Raw genomic sequence first — 18,992 nt, forward strand, 5'->3', positions numbered from 1 at the left:
ATCAATCATTTAGAGGCTGGGATCTAAGTACAAAAAAACAAAAAATTAGAAGGCTGAAAATCATCAAAAAGATTGTAGTGGTTCTTAAAAAGTTAGACTTTTTATGGGATCAACTTAATTTAAAACTATCATCGATCAGTTCAGCTACTTGACCAAAATCATCGATAGCAGAAAGATCTATTGTGATCCAATGTTCTTTATTCATATGATAAGCTCGGTGATATCCTTTTTTATTTCTAAATATCTCACCTAACTCTGAATTTATTTTTAAATCAATAATATCAATTTTCGTATCTCCATTACCATAGAGTTTATTCTTAGGAATGGTCATTATAATTCCAAACCATTTTTTGTTTCGTTTATATCTGAATATTTTATTGAGCATGATAAAAGGTATATTTACTGTCTATTACTAGAAGAAGATAGATATTATATTGAAATAAATCATGATCTAGGAAAATGATTCTTGCAACTTCAATGTAGTAATAGAAATTCTGCGTTAGATACAAAAAGATATAAACCTATAAAAAATTTTATTTATCCAAGAATTGGGCAGTGCAAGTTATTGTTGTCATAACAGCGCTCTAAAATTGTTCAATTACCTATACTCTATTGTGGTTTCACTATATATTTTTATCTTACTATTTAATCAGGGGAAGATTAATACAAAAAAGCTTTCATTATCATTTGGATATAAATTAACTAAACCGTTGAATAATCATAACTGTTTCCAAAAAAACTGCTACAATTCTTATTTACGGACTCTCAAAGCGGCTATTTTGATTTTTTTCTTTTTTATGTTGCCTATTGACAAACTTTTCTGCTTTTACGCGAAGTTCATCTGTTATTTCTAATGATTTATCCTTATCTAATTCTTCAGCAATATATTGAACATAATCATACACTTCATAAGGTACTTCAGAAATATTGTTTTCTTCTTGATATTTCTCTACATAATGAATATACTCATTCACTTCTTCTGTCATTGCTCGGTTTATCTGAATGGGGACATTTGGGTCATCTTCAAAGTTTTCCTCTTCCGTCATTTCTCTTTAGAGATTAGGGTGCCTCAGTTCACCCGTTCCATTTAAAATATGATCTTTTTAATATACCCAATTATTTATTTGTTTTGAATCTCAAAATAGCCAACTTCTTTGACTATCGTTCCGTATATATCTGATTCATCAATCTTAACTTTATAAGTTGATATCTTATCCAAAGCACTTAAATCCAGTTCGATCTCTAGCTTTTCCTGATCTAATTGCTTGAAATTAATATTAGAATTAGAAATCTCTACTCCATTTTTATATACTGTAATCTCTGGGGAATTCGGATACTCTATTGGAGCATTAAATGTGATTGTTGTCTGTAGTGCATCACTTTTAGATACAATATTTGTAACATTATTTGAAGCAAGAACCTTTGTGTCAGCTGTTTGATTTAGTGGTAGATAATCAATATCAAAACTCCAATCTCCAGTATATTCCAAAGAGGAGGCCACACTAAATGGGATAGGATTATCGGAATCAGATAACGCCCTAGATTTCGCTGCTTCATACTCGTCGCGATCCATCCAAGCTAATCTATAGATATGAAGATTTAGTTCTGCGTTTTCAGGAATACTTTCTGTATCAAAAGTCGATATCACCGATCCATAAAAAATATCTCCTTCGAATCTAAAGGTTGAATAGGAATGTACACCTTGAAATAAATCTTTGGTACTTCCCTTAACAAAGAGTCCAAGTTGAATGTCTTGATGATCTGATTTAGCTGCTATGTTCTTTTTTAGTAACATTTTTAACTTTTCATCATCAACCTTAAATTGATAATCAAAAGCAAATTTTTTCTTTGTAGAAACAAATTTAGTCAACTTTATCTCTCGATTATTTTGAGTACTTGTTAAATTAAGTTTAGTTGGTATCGCATTTTTCTCTACTGTCTCCACTCCAGAATCTCTCCCAATCCCCAATGCATTCTCTAGTGCTATTCCTATTGGCGTTTTGGTTATTATTATTAAAATTGCTATAGCAGCAACTAACACTGCAATCACAATGTTTTTAGAAAGTACTTTAAAGTTTTTCTCTTGCTTAATCTTTTTATTCAGAATATCTTCTCTGCTAGATTCTAGCTTAATTAGTACTTCATCTGGAATTTTTCTTTCATTTTTAATTTTATCGATTATCTTTTTATCCATCGTTTGATTCCTCCAATAAAATTTTCAATTTCAGTTTTCCTCTTGCTAGTCTCGTCTTTACAGTATTTACAGATATTTTCAATTGTTCGGATATTTCTTTGATACTAAATCCGGCATAATAATATAGTATAAGTGGAATTCTGTAGTTTTCTTCCAGCCTGTTCAACTCTTGGTCTATATCAAAAGTATTATACGTCTCTATTTTATCAGACATATACCTTTCTTCAGATTCTGCATTTGCTGTTCTTTTTTTTAAAATATCTTTTGCAATATTAGTCATTATTTGGAAAATCCAAGAATTAAATGCTTCTTCCTTTTTTAATTTAGTTATTTTCTGCCATGCACGAATTTCTGTTTCTTGCATACAGTCAGCCACATCCTCGTCATTCAAAAGTATTTTATATGCTGAGTTATATAAAATATCTTGATACGCAATGCATAGTTCAAGAAAAGCTTGAGAGTTCCCTTTTTTAGCTTTTTTAACTAAGTGTACATCTACATTTTTTTGCACGAATATTCCTCCCCTCATAATATAAGACTGTAAATCTTCCTTAAAAGTTTCATTGAAAATATTTTTTTATTTTATATGTACTTTGTTTATCAGCAAAAAGACCAGAATATACATTGTGAAATATTCTGGTCTTTCCTATTAATAATTTAAATCACTTTTCTTGTAATGAAAACGAACATGATTAGTATATATAGTATCGACTACCTTTGACAGGATTGTATGTTGCAAAATACCCTTGTAATTTTGCTGATCCACTTTTTGAAGGAAAATATACCCAGTCTCTATTAGCATCAACTACATTTCTACGTAAAAAGCTATTATTGCCCGGTATCACAGTATAAAAATAGAAAGAGTCTTTTGTAGCTCTTACACCAAACATCGGATTTACATTGTAATTTTTAAACTTAAATTGAGATCCGCTGTATCTCCAACCTGATCCAGAAAATTCTGCTGAATTATATGGAATCCATGCAGTTTGATTATCTCTAGGTGCCGCGGTAGCAAATGGCATGATTGAAGGCAAAGTTTTTTCAGTGGTTTCTATTACTTCTACATTTTTTACTGAACTAAAGGCTTCATCATACATTTTTTGAGTAGGTTCTTCAATATTTAAGTCTTGTCTTTCTTCTTCAATTGCTTCAATTACTTCAAGTGAACCCTCTTGGGCCATTATTCCGTCTAACTCTGGGTTATAAATTAATCCATTTCCCTCTTCAACATTTTTTTTCATACTTTCAAATGAAGCTGCTTCAGAAGTACGTGTACCCAAAATTAATCCCATACACCCAACAGTGCTAAGTAACAGTGTTTTTGTTAATAATTTTTTCATTATTTTTTCCCCTTTATTTTTTTGCAAACACAAGAATTAATATCAATCCTTATGTTCGTTATTAATAATATATCATAATTTATTTCGATTTAAAAGATAAATTTTATCAAATATATGTATTTAGTAGATTCTTTTGCACAGGTTAAAAATGAACAAATTATTCTTAAAAATACAATTACTTAAGCAGAAATTCTCAGCAACACCTTAATTTCTATGCATACTGAAAAGCCGAAGAGAGTTCCTTCTTTTCGACCTTTCTTATATATTTCTCGAATTGTTTCCATGCCTTTTATCGTCGTAATAAGTAGTTTATTGATCTTCATTCAAAATCGAATGAATACTAACGATTGACTTCATTTATTTTGCTTCAATTACTAACTGGTCAAAAATACTTCATAGGATCTTCAATTTCAGTAAAGTAAACTTCTTTAAGTTTATCTGATAGTAACATATTCAAAACTTTCCTTACCTATCCCAAAAACTGTCATATTGCTACTTAATACACACTGCATTCCTGTTAGGTTTAAAACGAAAAGATTTATATATTTTAATTGCTATTGGATTGTCTATACTTAATTCGTAAAGTTTTATGTTTTGAGATTTTGCAAATTTGATACAGTCTACAAAGACTAACGTTTGATAACCTCTTTTTCTAAATTCTGGTACTGTGTAAACATTACATATATAAACAACCACTCCAGTAATGTCATTAACTTGAGGTAAATTGTCTATTAATTGTAAGTAGCAAACGCTAACTATTCTCCCTTTAATAAAGTACTCGAATCCGTAAATATTTCTATCCAACTGATTTTCCAAAAAGGTTACTGTTATCTGGATAAAAGAAGTATCCTCTTCAGAATATTTTACTCTTCAATCCTCTTTCTGCTGATCCCTACGTAGCGCAATAATTATTTCTACCTGATTTTTCCCCAATCTAATAATATAGAAAAACCTAGAGTATATTTCCTCTAGGTATCATAATAATTGTTTTAATTATTTGAATTTTCTTTCCCAGCATTAATTGATAAAGATGAGTTTAAAGAGCTACATTATTCAAAATATGCCCATGTTATTTCAGTTTCTTTCGAAAATGAAATAGTTGTTTGTTCTGATTCTAAAAAGACTCTGAAACTAAAAACACGTTCTCCTTTATTTAAATACACTTCTATAAAACTATTATCAACGAATAGATCAACTATGATATTATTTGCTAATTCAGCTATTTCACAAGTTCGTTTCATTCCATAATCATGATCGATTTTTTTAGTCAAATGGCCACGATCAATCGTGACTGTCTGTTTTTTTTCATCTAAATTCAATTGCCAAAAATCATCGTTTGTACCAAAACAAATAGTCGAATCTTGTCCTTTGTTCAATTCAAATTGAAGATGATAATATGGTTGTTCTAAAGTCAGTTTTTCCACTTTTATGGTTTGTTTTTCGGTGAAATATTCTTGTAGTTCTTGTGATGGAAAACGGACTAATTTACCATCCACTAGTCTCATTTCTTGTGCAGTCGTCAGTCCATGTTTCCACCCTTCGTCATCGATTGGATATACTTGCTCCCCACAGCCAAACCAACCAAAGGTTAATGGTAATTGGTTTTTCCCGTAAAATGATTGTGGTGCATAATAATCAAAACCAGCATCCAATTCATCCATGTGATCCATTACAAACGTTCGTTTTTCAACATCTAGTTGTCCTACTAAATAAATGGAAGCAAAACGATTTTGGTAACGATACTTTTCTTTTTCATACCCCATTGGTGATAAAAATAAGACATCTTTTCCATCAATCGTTACAAGGCTCGGGCATTCTAACATATAGCCTTTTTCAATTGGTAAATCAATCGTTCCTTGATAAGTCCAATCAAATAAATTAGCGCTCTTATATAAAAGCAGTTCACCAATATCACCGAATCCTGAGCCTTCTGTATCAAGAAAACGCCCTCCGCCAAGCAACATGTAAAAAGAGCCGTTACTCTCAAACACAAAAGGATCTCTTAATTCTTGACTAAATCCTTCTGGTGCACCATTGATGATTGGATTCTTTTGATATTTAGTAATGGTTCCTTTTTTATCCATGATTGCCAAAGCTTGCTTCGCTAGTTTGCTTGTATCTGTTTTATAGTTTGCTGTATAAAATAAATAGAGTTCATCATTGTATTCCAAAGCATTACCAGAATAAGAACCATTTTTTTCATATTCTTCATTTGGAATAAGCGCAAAACCTTCATCTTTGAATTTAACTAAATCTTCAGAAGTTGCATGTCCCCAATGTTTCATCCCATGAAAAGAATCAAATGGAAACCATTGGTAAAACACATGATATTTTCCATTAAAGTAGCTCAAACCATTAGGATCGTTCATCAAGCCCGTTTTAGGATATAGATGATACTTTGGGAGATAGTTGCTTTTTTTTATCTTTTCTTCTAATTCACTTAAATGTCCTTGCCATTCCGCCGTATAATACGTATATTTTTCAACTTTTTTATTCATCAATTGTTTTCAGACGTCCCTTCTTTTTATAAGGTACTACCTTTACCGATTTCTGCTCCTTTTACACCTTTAACACGATTCCATACGATTAAAATAATAATCGGCAAAATAAAGGCTAATACGTTTCCGATGATATAAAAAATTAATCTAGGTGGATATACAATCGTCAATCCTGGTAAGCCTGTTAAGGCAAAACTTGTTGCTTTTACATCAAATATTTTCATAAACGCACCACCGATTCCTGCTGAAAAGGAAGCAGCAAGAAAAGGAATAATCGAGTCACGTAAATTTACTGCAAAAATTGCTGGTTCTGAAATACCAAATAGTGTCGGTACAAAGCTAGACATCGCAGTTTCGCGACGTTTTGAATTTTTCTTCGCCAGGAAAAACATCCCTAATGCTGCACCACCTTGTGCGATGATCGAAACGGACCATAATGGTTGAATATAATTAAATCCTGTGGCTACAACTAATTGTGCTTCTATTGCCTGAATCGCATGTTGTGTTCCAGTTACAACAAGAGGTTGAAGCAATGCCGCAAAAACAAAGGCACCTACAAATCCTGTTTTGTTATATAAAATATCAATGATCCAGCCTAATCCTGTACCGATCGCATTTCCGATAGGGCCAAATACTAAAAATAAAGCAAGAGCAGAGAATAAAATTGTGACTGTTGGTACTAAGATAAAACTTAATGCTTGGGGTGTTTTTTTCTTCGCAAATGCTTCTGTTTTTGATAAGAACCATGCAGTTAAAATTGCTGGAAATACGCCGCCTTGGAAGCCGACTTGAGGGATAGATAAACCAAATACATGCCAAGAAGACAACGTCTCATAATTACCCAAAACAAAATCATTGCGGTTCATCAAATCTGGGGTGATCATCACAAAACCTAATACTAAGCCTAAGATCGGGTTTCCACCAAATCGTTTCGTTGCAGAATACATGACTAAAACAGGCAGATACGCAAATGTTGTGGCAATAACGCCTAGGAAACTAGCTAAATCTTGCGCCCAAAGCCATTCCTCTGCCATTGAACCGCCTAAAAAGCCAAATTGTGTCGTTAATAATGATTTTAACCCTAGGATCATCGCTGCTCCAACAAAAGCTGGAATGATTGGGATAAATATATCAGAAAATACTTTAAATGCTTGTTGTAATTTATTTTGTTGCTTCGTTCCTGAAGCTTTTACATCTTGCAGTGAGGCTTCCTTTATACCTGAAACTTCTTGAAATGCAGCAAAAACCTTTTCCACCGTTCCTGTGCCAAAAATAATTTGTAATTGTCCACTATTAAAAAATACCCCCTTAACGCCTTCGATATTTTCCAATGTTTCTTTATTATAATGATTACTATCCTTCAATACTAAGCGTAAACGAGTGACACAATGAGCAGCACTTGCTATATTGTCTTTTCCCCCGATAGCTTCTAAGATTCCCTCAGCAATTTTTTTATAATCCAAAATTTTCATCTCCTTAATCGTTTTAGAAAAACTTTTTTTGGAACGTTCCATATCTAAATAATATAATACTTGGAACGTTCCAAAATAGCAAGGGCTTTCACAAAAAAAATTGGATTTATTTTTCATCCAATTTTCTAGTCGTATTAAATGCCGTAAAGGTTACTGGCAATATATTTTTCTTTTGTGTAGCTAATGTAGCATCAAATTGCACCAACTCTTTTACACCTAAACGAGCGATTTCATGAACATCTTGCGTCATTGTTGAAATAGTCAATGACTGATTCGAAAAACTTCTAGCGCCATCAAAACCGATTAATTGCACATCTTCTGGAATAGACCAAGGTAAGTGCGTAAATGTATTAAAAACAAATTCTGCATATCGATCCGTTACAGTAAAGATTCCATCAAAAGGGCAATCTTGCGAAAATTTTTCAGTTAAAAATGTATCGATTCTTTTAGGAAAATCGATTGAGTTGCCTTTGTCTAAATACACTTCATATTCCAATTCGTTGTGAGTACAATAGTCAATAAAGCCATTCATTCGTTCAAAAATACCCAAATTATTTGGTAATTCTCTAAGGATCAACAGCAAACATTTTGAACCTCGTTTGTGCAATTCTTCTGCTGCTTGTCTGGCGCCGCCAAAATTATCACTGGTTATAAACGGAATCGTACTGTTGAAATAACGTTCAATTGAAACAATTGGGATTTTTGAAATAAGATAGGGTTCTATATCACTATATGAAATAGTTAAAATTCCTTTGACTTTTTGTTCTTGCGCCATCTTTATGTAGTCTAATTCTAAATTATAATCATTTTGAGAATTACACAATAACATTTTTAAATTATGACGTTGCAGCTCTAATTGGATATAATAGGCTAATTCAGAGAAAAATGGCGTCCATATCGTCGGTAATATAAATGCGATGATATCACTTTCTTGTTTTTTTAATGATCTAGCTGCTTGATTTGGTATATAATTTAACTCTTTGATTGCTCTTTCCACTCTAGCAGCTAATTTAGGATTAATTTTTACATGATTGATATAATTAGAAACTGTTCCTCTAGAAACGTTTGCTTTTTTTGCAACGTCATTCATATTGGCCATTTACTTTCACCTCAATTAATAATAGGCTCTTTTTTTTATTTTGTTTTCGCTTGTTCTACTCTTATTTTCGTCAAGCTTATCAGTAACGTTCTGTACTATCAAATTTACATACTTAGCTTTTTTATGGCTTCTATGGTAGGATCGTGTCTAATTAATAAAGGAATATTTTTAGTGATCCATTCAATCTCTCTGTCCCACCACGCAAGTTTTTCTAATTCATCGATAATATCATCTGTAAATCTTTTGCGGATAATCTTACCAGGATTCCCTCCAACGACAGCATATGCAGGGATATCTTTCGTTACGACCGTATTAGCTCCAATGATCACACCGTTTCCTACATTGACCCCTGGAAGAAATGTTACATTTTGGCCGATCCAAACATCATTTCCGATTTTAGTATTCCCTTTATTTGGAAATTGGTCTATATCTTGCTTATTTTTTTCCCAACCATTTCCAAATAGATCAAATGGATAAGTAGAAATACCTAGCATATTATGATTTGCTCCGTTCATTATAAATTCAACTCCAGAAGCTATTGAACAAAATTTTCCAATCGTCAGTCTATCTCCTATAAAATCGTAAAAATGTGTTACATGTTTCTCAAAGTCATCCTCAGCATTAGCTCGATCATAATACGTGTACTCTCCAATAACTATATTTTGTTTTTTTATACTTGCTTTTAAAAAGGTTAATTGTTTTACATTTTCATTTGGATAAATGTTATTTGGATTTGGTCCCGTCTTCATAAATCTCTTCCTTTCTTGAGTTGTGCCAGTCCAGTCCATTATTATCTAGAAAACAATCATGATCTATTCTAACATAGACATCTTTAATTATGGTTTGAATCTTTTGGTTCAAGTGAAATAACACTTCGTCTCAAAAAATAAGTTGTAAGAGGACTCTATTTTCGAACAAACAATACCCTTATTTTTTACTTAGACACCATTCTTGACGCTGTCCAAAAATTTTCTTTTTCTCCTTGTTCCATGCTCATAATAAATTTCTCTCTGATATCAGGATAATTTTGAGCTAAACTACTCACAAGGTGCTTGATTTCTTCTCGTTTTGTTTTCTTATCAACTGGACAAGGGTTAAAAATGATGGGCAATTCTTCCCTTTTTACAAACTGAATAATCTGTTTTTCTTAAACATAAAGTAATGGACGAATCAATGTGATCTCTGTTTTGGATAAATAACTGATTGGGTCAAAGCTAGCCATTTGACCGTGGAATAGAAAATTCATGAAATAAGTTTCGATCGCATCATCTAAATGATGACCTAATGCCACTTTATTACATCCCATTTCTTTTGCCCGTTTGTATAAAATCCCTCGGCGTAATTTCGCACATAATGAGCATGGTGAACGCTCTTTTCGAATATCAAAAACAACTTGAGCAATCGTTGTTGGAACAACCTCTAACGCATAGCCCAAACTTTCCACAAATTCATTTAGCGGCGTAATATCCATATCAAATCCCATGGCTAACGTAATAGGGACGATCTCAAATTCGAACCCCAGCCGCTTTTGTTTACTGATCCTATCTAAAAAATACAACAAACTCGTACTATCTTTCCCACCACTCATACCAATTGCTACTCTATCGCCTGGTTGAATCATTTGATGATTTAATACTGCTCGCCGGATTGGATTATAATAGGTCTGATTGTCCTTCTTTTTAAAACTCATTGTTTACTCCTTCTTGATCACCAAGATCATTTAAAAAAGTCAGTTTTTAAGCTATAGTTTTCACCAGAGACAATATCATATTGAATCAAACGATACTCTTCATATAACTCTTCTTGAGCTTTATTCAGTGATAATGTCTTACTCCATTTTTTGTCTTTATAATAGAAGCCTTTTTCAAATGCCGGCAGTTCTTCTTCTAATTCGCTCAACAATTGGTAAAATCCTGTCATTTGTATATCACTTTGATCAAATAACGTTGGTGCAAAGTAGAATGGACTACTAATAGCATCGTGGGTTTTTCTTTCTTTTAATTTTTCTTGATTGTCATACATTAGAAATTCTGTTTCATGCATCTGAACCTCATCGTTATCTGCTTTGATCTCATCTGAATAAATACTTGGTAAATGATCGCCCCAAAAAACCACTAATGTACGTCGTTTTACATTGTTCAACTCAGTTGTAAATTGTTTTAACGCTTCGCTACTATAGGCAACATCTTGCATATAACTATCGATAGCCTTTTTATTGCCCAAACTTTGTGATGAGTAATCTGATGCTGCATATTTATCGCTATAAGGCATATGTGTCTGCATCGTCACCAAATGAACAAATTGTGGATCATTTTCATTTTTTAGTAAATCCAGCACTTCTTTATAGGCTGATTCGTCAGAAATATACGGATTTTTTTCTATTTTTTCTTTGTAATTCATTGTGTCTTCACTGATAAATTGATTAAAACCTAATGTTTTATAAACATCTTTGCGTTTATACATTGATGTATTATAGGGATGAATAGCCGTTGTTTGATAGTTTTGATCGTTTAAAAGAGACACGATCGACGGCATTTCTGTCATTTTTGGAATCAACATCGTATATGGTGTCGTCATTTGAGGATTAAACAACTCCATTGAAAAACTAGTTAAGGCCTCAAATTCGATATTAGCTGTTCCACCACCATAGTTTTGGGATAACATTTTGCCGCTGTACGTCGTTTTAGCTATGTCATAATAATCTTTTAATGGGTCCTTATTAGCCGTTACACCTGTTAAATTTTGCGGATCAGAAAAACTTTCACTCATCACGAAAATAATATTTGGTTGCTCTTCTTGAGAATCTCTGTTTGTTTCTTGTGTTTTCTCCGTATATTTATCGGTAATTTCTTTGATCGTTTTTTCAGAGTAGTTTTCTGGTTTATCCATTGCTTCTACTTTTAAATTATATAAAAAGCCACCCATAAATCCTGTATTGTAATAGTTCATTTTTTGGCTGTACGGAATCCAAAGTGCCGTTCGATCATAGGCTTTTCTTATTAAATTATTTTGACTGTTAAAATTACTGACATAAAATAATAAAGCTAACGTTATCACTAAACTTGAAATGCGGATAATTTGCATTTTCTTCGGTAATAATCGGCTTTTGTAGATTGCTCTTCCAAAAAAGAACAAGCCTATCGCCGCAATTAGTAGGATGAACAGGAACGGAATTGTCCCGATCATTTCTCTTAATAATCCAAATTCAGTAATCATTTTTATATCATCAGGATAGATTGGTTCTGTTCGGTAAAACATTTTTTGATAATCGGCAAATCCTAAAATACCGATCGTGATTGCATAAAGGATACTTCCCAAAACAATCGAGCCTGCCAAACTACAAAGAAATAGTAAAAATATCAGTAAGACCAAGCTACCTAAAATAAACTTTTCTGTATGCCATGAAAAGGCAAATTTAAAGACTAAATCCATTGAAAGGTCATTTTGACACCATTGTAAATATAGATTGCTGATCAAAACTAACAGTACTAATCCAATCACGATCATTGAATACTTGATTGGTTTTTTGTTGAATATCTGTAATTTTTTTTTCACACTATTCTCCCTTTTCACTTTGCTGAATATATCTCTTAATATTTTATGCTTAGACGAAAAAAAAGTAAAGCTCCTACACTGAGAAGCTTTACTTTAAATTGGGATTCAATCACTTTTCTTTAGTCTTAGCTCTTTGCTGCTTTAAATATTTCTTCGATCAGAACCATCACGCGACGAACTTCATCATTTTTGACTACAGGTTCTGCCTGTTCTCGTACTACTTTAAAAAAGTTCTTATAGAAAGTGTCATATTCCGCGGTAGCATTCGGTAATGGTAAAGTGTCTGTTGCTTCTTCTGAAGGTGGTGCCATCGTTTTGGTCAAGCCCACACCTGCTTGGATCGGTTTTGGTGCTTGGATATTTTCTTGGCCAGAATCTACAACCATTTCACCAGAAAGATCCCAATCGTTGATAACGGCTGTTCCTTTGGTTCCTTTTAAATACCAACGAGGTAATTTTGTATAGTTTGTAGTACCGACTTCGATAATTGCTCGGAGTCCATTTTCGAAAATAATATACGTGATAAAACCGTCATCAACTTCATCACCGAGAATATAACTTAAATCAGCTGACACTTTTTTGATTGGGCTATCAACTAAAAATAATAGTTGATCTAATAAATGAACGCCCCAATCTAAAACCATTCCTCCTCCATGTTTTAATTCATGGCGCCAATCACCAGGAATTCCATTCGCTCCTTGAACCCGGGTTTCAATTTGGAATAATTCTCCGATTTGCTCATTTTTATATAGATCTCGTGTAATTAAAAAATCTGGGTCCCAACGTCTGTTTTGATGAACCATAAACGTTTTTCCTGTTTCTTTGGCGACTTTTAGTACGTCATCAAGTTCCGCTACGTTCATAGTAACAGGTTTCTCACACACAACATGTTTCCCTGCTTTTAGTGCTTGGATCGCTAGGTCTTTATGAGAATCATTCGGTGTAGCAATCAAAACTGCTTCGATGGCTTTATCTGTTAGGACTTCTTCCAATGAAGTGTATACTTTATGATTGTGTTGTTTGGAGATTTTTTGACGTTCGCCAGAAATATCATAGGTTCCGACAACGTGGATTCGCTCGTTTTCATTTGGCATAATGTTATGGATATGGTATGAACCCATACCGCCGTAACCGATTACGGCAAAATTGATTGCAGGCATTTTTTGTGTCCTTTCTATAGTAAGAATGATTGATTTAGAATAGTGAAAGAACGGATAGAAACGGTCGCATTCTTCTTTTTGACATTTTGCTTCACGAACTAGCTCTTTTAGCAAACAGATAAACGAGTTCGTTCTTTACTGTGAACCACGGGAAACACAATAAGTCGATGTTGAACAGTATAAGGCGACTATAACAAGCATTGTTTCCTTATAATTAAGCCCACCACATTTCCGCAGGTTGTTCCTTGATCATAATACTTTTTAAATTAGTAATTGCTCTATTCAAGCCTTCTTCTGTCGACATGATCGGATCTTCATGCTCGATACTTAATACATAATCATAACCATAAATTCTAAGTGCACTAATAATATCTGACCAAACTTTTAAATCGTGACCACATCCTACCGAACGGAAAGTCCACGCACGAGTCTTCACATTTCCGTATGGCTGCATATCCGTTAGCCCATGCATATTGATATTGTCTTGATCTAGATAGGTATCTTTGGCATGGAAATGATGGATTGCACCCGCGTCACCTAAAATTTTCACTGCCGCAACAGGATCAATCCCTTGCCACCACAAATGGCTTGGATCTAAATTACAGCCGATAGCATTACCTGTTGCTTCACGGAGTTTCAGCATCGTATAAGGCGTGTGACATAAGAAACCACCATGCAGTTCGATTCCAATTTTCACGCCAGCATCTTCTGCGATCGTATTGATATTTTTCCAATAAGGAATCAATTTCTTTTCCCATTGGTAATTGTAGTTATCCTCATATTCTGTCGGCCAAGGCAGAACGGGCCAATTGACTTGTGTATCTGTAGGATTTCCTCCTGATATGCCAGAAAAACCATTGACTACTGATACGTTCATTAATGAAGCAAGTTTGATTGTTTTTTGTAATAATTCATCTGCTTCTTGCGCCGTTTCTTTTACTGGTGAAATCGGATTATTGTGACAGCTTAAAGCGCTGATCGTTAGCCCTTTGTCATTGAGTTTAGCTAAATAATCTTTTCTTTCTTCTGAACTAGCTAATAATTTATCAATATCTAAATGGGCATTCCCTGGAGAGCCTCCAGTTCCGATTTCAACTGCTTCCAGTCCTGCTTTTGAAACGGTATCGATCATTTCTTCAAAGCTTAAGTTGTTGAATAATGGAGTAAATACGCCTAGTTTCATTGTTCATTTCCTTTCTCGTTCGTAATCGTTTCTAGAGGGTTATGATGACCGTAATTTGGATACGTATTTTGTGTTGGCTGACACCAGCGAACGCCGTTTTTGATAACTTTTTGGACCTCTTTATTGTAATAAGAAGGATACGTTTCATGTCCGGGTTGGAAGTAAAAAATTTTTCCATTGCCGCGATGATATGTGCAGCCGCTACGAAACACTTCGCCTCCAGGATACCAGCTGATAAAAATCAATTCATCCGGCGTCGGGATATCAAAATGTTCACCGTACATTTCTTCTTTTTCCAACTCAATATACTCACCGATTCCTTCAACGATTGGATGGCTAGGTGCAACAGTCCATATACGGCAATGTTCTTCCGCCTCTCGCCATTTTAAATCACAAGATGTTCCCATTAGTTTCATAAAAATTTTCGACATATGACCTGAATGAAGTACAACTAAACCCATTCCTTCTAACACACATTGATAAACACGCTGAACGATTTCATCTGAAACTTCTTGATGCGCAATATGTCCCCACCAAATCAAAACATCGGTATTTGCTAGAACTTCCTCTGTTAAACCATGTTCTGGTTCGTCTAAGGTAGCTGTTCGCACAGAAAAGTCATCCTCTTTTAAAAAACTAGCTATCTGTTGATGGATTCCTTCAGGGTAAACTTTTTTTACAGCTTCATCTGTTTTTTCATGACGGAATTCATTCCATACTGTGACTTGGATCATTATTTTTCCTCCTCAATTTAAAAGCGTAGCGGGCTCGTTTAGCTCTGACTGAAAAATAGGGAATTGTGACTGAGGGGCTTTTTCCCTCATTCATGATTTATCTTTTTTCCGAAGAGCTAGCCCGTGAAGCTAGATAAAAACAAAAGCGTAGCGGGCTCGTTTAGCTCTGACTGAAAAATAGGAAATTGTGACTGAGGGGCTTTTTCCCTCTTTCATAATTTATCTTTTTTCCGAAGAGCTAGCCCGTGAAGCTAAGTAAGTTTAATCAAAAAACACAGGCTGATTTGTTTCTGATGCTTTGTAGATAGCTTCAAGTATTTCGGTCACAACCAAGGCTTGTTCTGGTTTCACAACTGGTTCTGTGTCATTGATGATTGCATCGATCCAAGATTGTGCTTCTAATACCTCAGGTTTGTCTCCAGCTCCATCATAAAAATCAACACCGCCAGGTTCTAATTCGATTTTTTTCTCGAAAAGCATGCTATGATCTTCCCCATTAATGGTTAATCCATCGTTCATATCTGCGCCGCCTTTTGAACCGTGAAGAGTTGTTTTTGCTTCTTTTACATCTAAGCTATTCAACGCCCAACTAGATTCTAAAAAGATCGTTGCCCCATTTTCCATCATGATAAAGCCAAATGCCGAATCTTCAACGGTAAATTTTTCAGGGTCCCAAGAACCCCAAGCATTTGCAGCATTCTTAGTTTCAGCCAGTTTATGATAAGCTTTTCCTACTACATATTTTGGTTTGTAATTATCCATCATCCACAACGTCAGATCCAATGCATGTGTCCCAATATCGATCAACGGTCCGCCACCTTGCGCTTCTTCATCAAGGAAAACGCCCCAAGTAGGAACAGCACGTCGACGAATCGCATGCGCTTTGGCAAAATAAATTTCACCTAATTCACCTTCGTCACAGATTTCATGCAGATAAGTCGAATCTTTTCGGAAACGATTTTGATACCCAATCGTTAATTTTTTACCTGTCTTTTTTGCGGCTTCAATCATACTACGTGCTTGTGCAGCTGTTTTTGCCATTGGTTTTTCACACATCACATGACAATCTGCCTCCATTGCTGCGATTGACAATTCTGCATGGGTACTGTTTGGTGTGCAAACGTGAACAACATCCAAGTTCATTTCTCCAAGCATTTCTTGATAGTTTGTAAATGTTTTTGCAGTCAATGTTCCATAATGCATTTTTGCCTCTTCGGCTCTTTCAATAATTAGGTCACAAAATGCTACTAGCTCCACTTCTTTAACTTGTGCAAGTGCTGGTAAATGTTTCCCGTTTGCAATCCCGCCACAACCAATGATCCCTACTTTCAACGTCATCAAAATACCTCCAGTAATCTACTCATATTATTTTTGTGGAAAATAGAACGCTTCCACTTCTACACTATTACTATACAAAACTTTGAAAGAGCTTTCTTCCTAGATTTTGGTTGAAAAATTCCCAGATATTGCTTTGCTGAGAAGTACTTTGTGTTTTTCAAAAAACAAAAGTGATACAGTCTAAACCAACAAAAAAAGCTCTTCCCTTCTATATTAAAAGGAAGAACTTTATTCTCTAATTCGATCAATGAGACACTTACCCAACATTACTAGAAGCCATTACCCGATGTCTTTGCTCCCGTTTGTTTTGCTGAATAATTTTCAATGCTCGTTTTCTTGTTTTTCGATTCGTACACTTCAATCGTCTGCGTGCACTTGAAAGATCTTGTTTCTCCATCAAATCCCCCCTTTTCTTTTGCTTGTCAGTTGCTTGTTCTTAATGTTTACCAACTTGCTTTATGAACGCCGGGAATTTGTCCTTGATGTGCTAATGTTCTAAAATTGATTCGTGACATGCCGAATTTACGCATATAGGCTCTTGGTCGTCCATCGATCAAATCACGATTTTTCAAACGATTTGGATTTGAATCTTTTGGTAATTTTGCTAAAGCTTCGTAGTCGTTATCCGCTTTTAGTTCGATGCGACGTGCAGCATATTTTTCGATCAATGCTTGTTGCTTTTTGGCTTTGATAATTTTTGATTTTTTAGCCATGTTTTCTTTCACCTCTTCACAAATCGTAATCATTACTATTTAAGAGTGATAAGAATACCATTTAATTCCATAAAATGCAAGTCTTCTTTTTATTTTATATCCAACATATACCCTATCGAGCGAACTGTTTTTATAAACCTCGGATTCGCTGTATTTGTTTCTATTTTATTGCGCAAATTAAATATAATATTGGCAACCCGATAGTTTTTATCCTCAACATTCATTTCAGAATTCCACAGTTCTTCTTTGAGTTCACGATAAGAAATGGTTTGTCCTGGACTATTGAATAATAGCTCTAGTGCATTATATTCTTTTTTAGTTAAAGAAACCTCTTTTTTTCCATCAATTAGCACACTTAAATTTCTAGGCATTAGCTCAATTGCTTTTTGCTTAGATGAGGTCGATGTCTTGGCGGATAGATGACTGCTTTTATCTGAATGATGGCTAAGTAAATTGGCTAGCGTATAATAAAGTTCTTCTGATTCCATCTTCAGAGAAAAACAAGCTTCCGCTCCTAATTGCAGATAGACAATATTTGAACGAGACTCATCGATTACAGATAATAAATAAATAGGTACGTTCACATGTTTTTTTAGTTTCATCAACCAAAAACAAGCTTCAGACATTGTCTCTTCAAAAATGATGATCGCATCCAAATTTTCTTGATCTGCAACTTCTTGCTCTTTCATCTTAATTTCGGTTAAAGTCCAGCCTTTATCTGTTAAAAAATTTAAATGAACATTTACTTCTTGTTTTTTTTCTATCAAGTATCCAACCGTATACATGATTTATCCTTCCTTTTCTAAAAAAATATATTTTTAATCTTAATAATTACGAAAAACAACCCAGCAATATATTTTTTTTATTTAATAATTTTATTATATTTATATTACACTTAATTTTAGAGAAAAAAAACAACAAAGATGCGTTTTCGGGATACATTTACATTTTTATTATAAATTTCTAATTGAAAATGGCTGATATATGACTCTATTAGCTATACCCCAGCCTTAAGGTATCCGAATAAACGGTAGGAGCAAAAGTAACTCCTATTTGATTTTTGGACTTAGGTACTACAATTAGCTTCCAGTTGGGGCATCCATCATTTGCCACTCAAGTTTTCCTGTATAGGAATCTTTATAATTGGCAGTACTTGTTTGTAATACAATCCTCGATTGTCAGTCCATTCTTTTCCTAAATCAATTGTTTCTGAATTCGGATTACTCTCTTTCCACGTTCAACTAAAATGTTGTTATAGTTCCTACCAAGTGACTTTTATTAAGATAAACTTGCTTTAATTTAGTTAATGATCATTAATTGGAATTTTTTCAAAATAACCAGAAATATCTTTACCGCTTTGGTCTTTAGAAACAATATCAGATAGATGAAGTGACTTAAACATTTTTTCATCATCCAACATTACCAAAGATAATGAGTCTGGAAAATATTGTTTATATCCATCATTTAAGTCCTGAGTAATATCAACGTTTGCTTCAAATTTTGTTGTGTTTTGAGAACCGTTTGTTCGCGGTGGTACGTAGGAAATTTCTCCTGATATTTTAATAGAGCTTTTGAATATAATAGTATCCATATAACAAAAACATATTTGACGTATTTTTTGGCTTTATTGAACTTCCCTGTCATGTTAACTTCCTTTCTAAACATAAAAACTGAATGGACTAAAAAATAGCATGTTTTTATATAAA

At 33.9% G+C, this 18,992-nt stretch carries 19 protein-coding genes and 2 pseudogenes; all 21 read right to left on the reverse strand.

Annotation, left to right across the window (positions count from 1 at the left end; all coding sequences use genetic code 11):
- Window positions 1–109 precede the first annotated feature (109 nt).
- A complete protein-coding gene (locus AC4BC4_RS10910) occupies window positions 110–385 on the reverse strand; it encodes an MmcQ/YjbR family DNA-binding protein (RefSeq protein WP_490475699.1) in 276 nt (91 codons plus the stop codon).
- A gap of 370 nt (window positions 386–755) precedes the next feature.
- Window positions 756–1,046, reverse strand: coding sequence for a hypothetical protein (locus AC4BC4_RS10915; RefSeq protein ID WP_490475700.1), 291 nt, complete (start codon window positions 1,044–1,046; stop codon window positions 756–758).
- A 74-nt stretch (window positions 1,047–1,120) separates the two neighbouring features.
- Window positions 1,121–2,194: a hypothetical protein gene (locus tag AC4BC4_RS10920; protein ID WP_490475701.1), complete on the reverse strand. Its 1,074-nt coding sequence runs from the start codon at window positions 2,192–2,194 to the stop codon at window positions 1,121–1,123.
- A complete protein-coding gene (locus tag AC4BC4_RS10925; RefSeq protein ID WP_438756817.1) occupies window positions 2,187–2,705 on the reverse strand; it encodes an RNA polymerase sigma factor in 519 nt (172 codons plus the stop codon). Before AC4BC4_RS10925 ends, AC4BC4_RS10920 begins: the two co-directional genes overlap by 8 nt.
- 181 nt (window positions 2,706–2,886) lie before the next feature.
- Window positions 2,887–3,534 (reverse strand): hypothetical protein, encoded by a 648-nt coding sequence (locus AC4BC4_RS10930; protein WP_490475702.1) that lies wholly within the window; start codon window positions 3,532–3,534, stop codon window positions 2,887–2,889.
- Between the two features lie 179 nt (window positions 3,535–3,713).
- Window positions 3,714–3,833, reverse strand: a pseudogene (locus tag AC4BC4_RS10935) (IS6 family transposase); the annotation flags it as partial.
- A 193-nt stretch (window positions 3,834–4,026) separates the two neighbouring features.
- Window positions 4,027–4,350, reverse strand: coding sequence for a GNAT family N-acetyltransferase (locus AC4BC4_RS10940; RefSeq protein ID WP_490475703.1), 324 nt, complete (start codon window positions 4,348–4,350; stop codon window positions 4,027–4,029).
- Between the two features lie 233 nt (window positions 4,351–4,583).
- Window positions 4,584–6,032: a glycoside hydrolase family 32 protein gene (locus AC4BC4_RS10945; RefSeq protein ID WP_490475704.1), complete on the reverse strand. Its 1,449-nt coding sequence runs from the start codon at window positions 6,030–6,032 to the stop codon at window positions 4,584–4,586.
- 26 nt (window positions 6,033–6,058) lie between these two features.
- On the reverse strand, window positions 6,059–7,495 hold the full coding sequence (locus AC4BC4_RS10950; protein WP_490475705.1) for a PTS transporter subunit EIIC: 1,437 nt from the start codon (window positions 7,493–7,495) through the stop codon (window positions 6,059–6,061).
- 115 nt (window positions 7,496–7,610) lie between these two features.
- A complete protein-coding gene (locus tag AC4BC4_RS10955) occupies window positions 7,611–8,603 on the reverse strand; it encodes a LacI family DNA-binding transcriptional regulator (protein WP_490475706.1) in 993 nt (330 codons plus the stop codon).
- A 104-nt stretch (window positions 8,604–8,707) separates the two neighbouring features.
- Window positions 8,708–9,352, reverse strand: coding sequence for a Vat family streptogramin A O-acetyltransferase (locus tag AC4BC4_RS10960; RefSeq protein WP_490475707.1), 645 nt, complete (start codon window positions 9,350–9,352; stop codon window positions 8,708–8,710).
- A gap of 185 nt (window positions 9,353–9,537) precedes the next feature.
- Window positions 9,538–10,293: pseudogene (locus AC4BC4_RS10965) on the reverse strand (tRNA 2-thiocytidine biosynthesis TtcA family protein).
- A gap of 26 nt (window positions 10,294–10,319) precedes the next feature.
- Window positions 10,320–12,158 (reverse strand): LTA synthase family protein, encoded by a 1,839-nt coding sequence (locus tag AC4BC4_RS10970; RefSeq protein WP_490475708.1) that lies wholly within the window; start codon window positions 12,156–12,158, stop codon window positions 10,320–10,322.
- A gap of 125 nt (window positions 12,159–12,283) precedes the next feature.
- Window positions 12,284–13,318 (reverse strand): Gfo/Idh/MocA family protein, encoded by a 1,035-nt coding sequence (locus AC4BC4_RS10975; protein ID WP_490475709.1) that lies wholly within the window; start codon window positions 13,316–13,318, stop codon window positions 12,284–12,286.
- A 214-nt stretch (window positions 13,319–13,532) separates the two neighbouring features.
- On the reverse strand, window positions 13,533–14,501 hold the full coding sequence (locus AC4BC4_RS10980) for a sugar phosphate isomerase/epimerase family protein (protein ID WP_490475710.1): 969 nt from the start codon (window positions 14,499–14,501) through the stop codon (window positions 13,533–13,535).
- Window positions 14,498–15,235, reverse strand: coding sequence for a ThuA domain-containing protein (locus AC4BC4_RS10985; protein WP_490475711.1), 738 nt, complete (start codon window positions 15,233–15,235; stop codon window positions 14,498–14,500). The genes AC4BC4_RS10980 and AC4BC4_RS10985 overlap by 4 nt, the downstream gene beginning before the upstream one ends.
- A gap of 261 nt (window positions 15,236–15,496) precedes the next feature.
- Entirely contained in the window at window positions 15,497–16,573 is a 1,077-nt protein-coding gene (locus AC4BC4_RS10990) for a Gfo/Idh/MocA family protein (RefSeq protein WP_490475712.1), read from the reverse strand.
- Window positions 16,574–16,829: 256 nt separating this feature from the next.
- The gene (locus AC4BC4_RS10995; RefSeq protein ID WP_490475713.1) at window positions 16,830–16,970 is read right to left on the reverse strand and encodes a putative metal homeostasis protein; all 141 of its coding nucleotides are present in this window, start codon (window positions 16,968–16,970) and stop codon (window positions 16,830–16,832) included.
- 46 nt (window positions 16,971–17,016) lie between these two features.
- On the reverse strand, window positions 17,017–17,286 hold the full coding sequence (rpsN, locus tag AC4BC4_RS11000; protein WP_490475714.1) for a 30S ribosomal protein S14: 270 nt from the start codon (window positions 17,284–17,286) through the stop codon (window positions 17,017–17,019).
- An 89-nt stretch (window positions 17,287–17,375) separates the two neighbouring features.
- A complete protein-coding gene (locus AC4BC4_RS11005) occupies window positions 17,376–18,071 on the reverse strand; it encodes a DNA-binding response regulator (RefSeq protein WP_490475715.1) in 696 nt (231 codons plus the stop codon).
- Window positions 18,072–18,589: 518 nt separating this feature from the next.
- Entirely contained in the window at window positions 18,590–18,877 is a 288-nt protein-coding gene (locus AC4BC4_RS11010) for a hypothetical protein (protein WP_490475716.1), read from the reverse strand.
- Between the last annotated feature and the right edge of the window lie 115 nt (window positions 18,878–18,992).

The organism is Enterococcus sp. AMC1086, from assembly GCF_058216575.1.

Bases quoted from the DNA above. Each gene is read 5' to 3' on its own strand.
- AC4BC4_RS10910 (WP_490475699.1), bottom strand. From the start codon at position 385: ATGCTCAATAAAATATTCAGATATAAACGAAACAAAAAATGGTTTGGA.
- AC4BC4_RS10915 (WP_490475700.1), bottom strand. From the start codon at position 1,046: ATGACGGAAGAGGAAAACTTTGAAGATGACCCAAATGTCCCCATTCAG.
- AC4BC4_RS10920 (WP_490475701.1), bottom strand. From the start codon at position 2,194: ATGGATAAAAAGATAATCGATAAAATTAAAAATGAAAGAAAAATTCCA.
- AC4BC4_RS10930 (WP_490475702.1), bottom strand. From the start codon at position 3,534: ATGAAAAAATTATTAACAAAAACACTGTTACTTAGCACTGTTGGGTGT.
- AC4BC4_RS10945 (WP_490475704.1), bottom strand. From the start codon at position 6,032: ATGAATAAAAAAGTTGAAAAATATACGTATTATACGGCGGAATGGCAA.
- AC4BC4_RS10955 (WP_490475706.1), bottom strand. From the start codon at position 8,603: ATGGCCAATATGAATGACGTTGCAAAAAAAGCAAACGTTTCTAGAGGA.
- AC4BC4_RS10960 (WP_490475707.1), bottom strand. From the start codon at position 9,352: ATGAAGACGGGACCAAATCCAAATAACATTTATCCAAATGAAAATGTA.
- AC4BC4_RS10975 (WP_490475709.1), bottom strand. From the start codon at position 13,318: ATGCCTGCAATCAATTTTGCCGTAATCGGTTACGGCGGTATGGGTTCA.
- AC4BC4_RS10980 (WP_490475710.1), bottom strand. From the start codon at position 14,501: ATGAAACTAGGCGTATTTACTCCATTATTCAACAACTTAAGCTTTGAA.
- AC4BC4_RS10985 (WP_490475711.1), bottom strand. From the start codon at position 15,235: ATGATCCAAGTCACAGTATGGAATGAATTCCGTCATGAAAAAACAGAT.
- AC4BC4_RS10990 (WP_490475712.1), bottom strand. From the start codon at position 16,573: ATGACGTTGAAAGTAGGGATCATTGGTTGTGGCGGGATTGCAAACGGG.
- AC4BC4_RS10995 (WP_490475713.1), bottom strand. From the start codon at position 16,970: ATGGAGAAACAAGATCTTTCAAGTGCACGCAGACGATTGAAGTGTACG.
- rpsN (WP_490475714.1), bottom strand. From the start codon at position 17,286: ATGGCTAAAAAATCAAAAATTATCAAAGCCAAAAAGCAACAAGCATTG.
- AC4BC4_RS11005 (WP_490475715.1), bottom strand. From the start codon at position 18,071: ATGTATACGGTTGGATACTTGATAGAAAAAAAACAAGAAGTAAATGTT.
- AC4BC4_RS11010 (WP_490475716.1), bottom strand. From the start codon at position 18,877: ATGGATACTATTATATTCAAAAGCTCTATTAAAATATCAGGAGAAATT.